Here is a 4425-nt window from a genome sequence, read left to right on the forward strand (position 1 = left end):
TGTACGAGTGCCCACACAGATGATTGCTTTATATTGTTAAAGAACGTTTTGAGTCGCTTTGGCGTCTCAAGGGATGCGAATAATACACCCTTTATTTTTTGAGTCAACACTTAGTTTTAAACTTTCTTTTTAGAAGATTTAAAACCGAAGTTTTATTTAACTCTCTGAGTAGTTCGTGCCTCGCTATGCGTTGTCCGCTGCGCGTCGCCATATCCCGTCTCAGTGGGGTCGCATTATAGGGAGATCCGAAAACAGATCAACCCTTTTTTGAAGAAAACTTGAAATAAAGTACTGTTCGCTGAGTATTTGAGCTAAACACGTTAAAAACACAACATAACTATCAATTTATTAACAACTAAAGGCGCTTAAACTTCACTAATATTAAAAGTGAGCTCAAACGATCTTCATATAAAGACTTACACCCCATATGATCAATACGATCGTTAATGAAAGTGTTACGGCTGCAGAACCCATATCTTTGGCTCTACCTGACAATACATGCAATTCTGTACTTACTCGATCTGTTAATGCTTCAATTGCAGAATTTAATAATTCAACTATTAGTATAACCAACAGTGAACTTACTAATATTGCCCAGTGCAGTAATGATGAAGCAAGCCAAAATGAAATAGGAAATAATATAAGGCTTAATAGTAGCTCTTGTCTAAATGCGGCTTCCTCTTTAAATGCAGCACTGAAGCCTAGGTAGGAACAATAAGTCGCTTTGAAAACACGTTTGAGGCCTAAGCCATTTGGTTTAAGTATATCTTTCATTAATAAACTCTATGAATGAAGGTCAAAATAAAGCCCCGCAGTGCGAGGCTTTTTATTTATGCTACACCGTATTGATCACGATAAGCTTTAACTGAGGCTAAATGTTCATCCATCGTCCCTTGAACTTCAAGGTAGCTAATAAGATCAGCTAATTTTACAATAGAAATTACTTTGGTATTAAAGTCGCGCTCAACTTCTTGAATAGCTGATAACTCGGCTTTACCTTTTTCTTGGCGATCTAATGCTATTAAAACGCCACTAAGGTCTGCACCATTTTGTGCAATAATTTCCATGGACTCACGAATAGCGGTACCTGCGGTAATTACATCATCAACTAGCATTATTTTGCCATTGAGTTCTGAGCCTACTAACGTACCACCTTCACCGTGTGCTTTTTTCTCTTTACGGTTGAAACAGTACGGTACATCTTTATCATAGTGATCTGCTAATGCAACTGCCGTAGTTGTCGCTATTGGAATACCTTTATAAGCAGGACCAAATAATACATCATACTCTATCGATGAATCTTCCAATGCTGCAGCATAGAAGCGACCTAAACGCGCTAAATCACGACCAGTGTTAAATAAGCCAGCATTAAAAAAGTACGGACTTGTTCGCCCTGACTTTAAAGTAAACTCACCAAACTTTAATACCTGCTTCTCTAGAGCAAATTCTATAAACTCTTTTTGATAATCTTTCATATCTAGTGGCCTACCTATTTATGCTAATGCTTGCTTTTGTACGTCAATGATTTCACGTATAGAGTGTTTGGCTAAAGTAAGTAATTCATCCAGCTCATCAAACGAGAAAGGTTCACCTTCGGCTGTACCTTGAATTTCAATAATTTTACCTGTCTCAGTTAAAATTACGTTCATATCAGTCTCAGCAGCTGAATCTTCTATATACTCTAAATCGCTAATTGCTTGACCTTTGTATATGCCTACAGAAATAGCCGCAATCATATGCTTAAGTGGGTTTGAGTTAATCATACCTTTAGCACGCATATGCGTTAGTGCATCAACTAGTGCAACACATGCGCCACTTATAGAAGCAGTACGTGTACCACCATCTGCTTGAATAACATCACAGTCGATAGTAATCGTGTTTTCACCAAGGGCTTTTAAATCAACAGCCGCACGAAGTGCACGTGCAATTAAGCGTTGAATTTCCATAGTACGACCGCCCTGCTTACCACGTGCAGCTTCACGCGCATTACGTGTATGCGTTGCTCGCGGTAACATACCGTATTCAGCATTGATCCAACCCTTACCTTGGCCTTTCATGAAACGAGGAACGCCCGATTCAACAGTCGCTGTACAAAGTACTTTGGTGTTACCAAACTCAACAAGTACTGAGCCTTCAGCATGCAAAGTATAATTACGTGTAAATGTAACAGGTCTAATTTGGTTAGGTGTTCTTTCGCTTGGACGCATTGACGATCCCCTTAATTCAGAATTTGCGACATTATAAGTGTATGTGGGTATAGATACCATGCTGATTTAAATAAATAGCTGTATGCAAAATATTCAGTGTATTAAATTTTCCCTAGAGCTTAAGCAGTGTTACGGTATAATCATCGTAATATTGTATTTATTAATTTAGGAAAATATCCATGATCCACAGTATGACAGCTTATGCGCGTCGCGAAATAAAAGGCGATTGGGGAACTGGCACTTGGGAAGTTCGTTCAGTGAACCAGCGTTACCTTGAAACATTTATTCGCGCACCAGAGCAATTTCGTGGCATGGAGCCAGTTATTCGTGAGCGTTTACGCAAACACTTACAACGCGGTAAAGTTGAGGTCTTTTTAAAGTTTGTAGCAAATCCAGCCCATGTTGGTGAGCTATCAATTAACCAAGCCCTTGCTGAGCAATTGATAAATAGCGCTAAATGGGTTCAACAACAAAGTAATGGCGATATTAATCCTGTTGATATATTGCGTTGGCCTGGTGTTATGGAAGCTGAAGAACTTGATATGGATAGCGTTAATACAGCATTAATAGCTGGTCTTGATCAAGTAATCGAAGATTTTAAATCAGCCCGTGGCGATGAAGGTGCAAACCTTGAAGAAATGATAGCAATCCGCCTTGATGCGATTTTAGAGCAAGTAGAAATTGTAGAAACGCATATGCCCGAGATTGCTAAGTGGCAACGTGAAAAGCTGGCTCAAAAGCTAGAAGACTTAACAGCAAACATTGACGAATCACGCCTTGAACAAGAACTTATTTATCTTGCTCAAAAACAAGATGTAGCCGAAGAATTAGATCGTTTAAAGTCTCACGTTAAAGAAACTAAAAAAATCCTTAAAAAAGGAGGCGCATGTGGCCGCCGCTTAGATTTTATGATGCAAGAATTTAATCGTGAAGCTAACACGCTAGCGTCTAAGTCTATCAATAGTGACATCACTACTGCAGCCGTAGAGCTAAAAGTACTAATTGAGCAAATGCGTGAGCAAATTCAAAACATCGAATAGGTTCCTGGGTAGAAAGTTACCCGTCCAAGAATGTCTTAGAAGCCCTGTTATTTACTTGTAAATACAGGGCTTTTTTATTTTTCCCGTCCAAATTGGTTTGCAGATATCCGTTACCAACTACCTGTTTAGTGGTGGGCAGAATGGTGGGCAGCCCCCTCATTTTGGCTCAATAAGCGTTTTGCGGTGAGCAAATTGGTGGGCAGTAAGTTACCCAATTTTCGCATTTAACTCGCCACCACAACAGGTTAGTTGCTGATTCAATAAGCAAATCGGTGGTGGGCAGCCATTATTGCCCCCTCCATTATTTCAGCAACTATGGAATAAACATGGGAAAACTCACAGCAAAACAGGTTATTGCATACAGCAAAGCCGACCCAAAAAAATATTCAGATGGTGAAGGTCTATACTTTTGCGTCCGCAAACAAGGCTCGCCTTACTGGATGATCCGCTACACCACAGCCAAAGGAAGACGAGAAGCAACCTTGGGGCAATTTCCTTTAATGTCGTTGGCAGACGCCAGAATTGCCGCCGCATACTTTCGAAAGGAAGTACGTGACGGCATAGATCCTCTTCTAGAAAAACAGAAAATCGAGTTACCTGACATTGAAACCGTGGATCAACTGTTCCATGACTGGTATCGAACCGATCTGAGTAGACGACTAAAGCATCCCAAGATTCCGTATCGGGTTTACACCAAAGACATAAGCCCTGTCATTGGCATTAAGTGTATTGCTGAGGTGACCGCACGAGACGTGCGCGAAGTATTAGAGCGTATTCGAGAAAGTAACCGCCCTACCATTGCCAACGATACCTTGATGTACATGAAGCAGCTGTTTCGGCATGCGATAAAGCTCGACTTAACGCTGAACAACCCAGCCGCAGCATTTACCGTGGACGATGCCGGTGGCGTGGAGTCCAGTAAAGACAGGATGCTTAGCAAAGAGGAAATTCACTACGCCTTTAGCGTGTTTCATACCCATATCAATAGCTTTGGCCGCGACAACTACCTCGCTTGCTGCCTGTTTTTGGTGTTGGGCGTGCGCAAAAGCGAACTGTGCGAAGCCATGTGGCGTGAAATGGATTTAACCACGGGCGTGTGGGATCTACCCAAAGAACGCAGCAAAACCGGCGTGCCAATCAGCATCCCCTTACCGCGCCAAGCCATTGCTTGGTTTAAC

At 41.3% G+C, this 4425-nt stretch carries 5 protein-coding genes; 2 read left to right on the forward strand and 3 right to left on the reverse strand.

Annotation, left to right across the window (positions count from 1 at the left end; all coding sequences use genetic code 11):
* Nucleotides 1-393 precede the first annotated feature (393 nt).
* The 3 genes from L655_RS0109640 to rph are packed head-to-tail and all read right to left on the reverse strand — an operon-like array spanning nucleotide 394 to nucleotide 2207.
* A complete protein-coding gene (locus L655_RS0109640) occupies nucleotides 394-774 on the reverse strand; it encodes a diacylglycerol kinase (protein WP_024604898.1) in 381 nt (126 codons plus the stop codon).
* Nucleotides 775-830: 56 nt separating this feature from the next.
* A complete protein-coding gene (pyrE, locus tag L655_RS0109645) occupies nucleotides 831-1475 on the reverse strand; it encodes an orotate phosphoribosyltransferase (RefSeq protein WP_024604899.1) in 645 nt (214 codons plus the stop codon).
* An 18-nt stretch (nucleotides 1476-1493) separates the two neighbouring features.
* Complete coding sequence (gene rph / locus L655_RS0109650; RefSeq protein WP_002958890.1) at nucleotides 1494-2207, reverse strand: ribonuclease PH; 714 nt, start codon at nucleotides 2205-2207, stop codon at nucleotides 1494-1496.
* A gap of 179 nt (nucleotides 2208-2386) precedes the next feature.
* Here rph and L655_RS0109655 point away from each other — a divergent pair, with 179 nt between their 5' ends.
* The gene (locus L655_RS0109655) at nucleotides 2387-3247 is read left to right on the forward strand and encodes a YicC/YloC family endoribonuclease (protein ID WP_002958889.1); all 861 of its coding nucleotides are present in this window, start codon (nucleotides 2387-2389) and stop codon (nucleotides 3245-3247) included.
* Between the two features lie 326 nt (nucleotides 3248-3573).
* The coding region (locus L655_RS0109665; protein ID WP_024604900.1) for an integrase arm-type DNA-binding domain-containing protein at nucleotides 3574-4425 on the forward strand (852 nt) is incomplete at its 3' end.

This window comes from Pseudoalteromonas sp. TAE79, from assembly GCF_000498015.1.
Classification (GTDB): Bacteria; Pseudomonadota; Gammaproteobacteria; order Enterobacterales; family Alteromonadaceae; genus Pseudoalteromonas.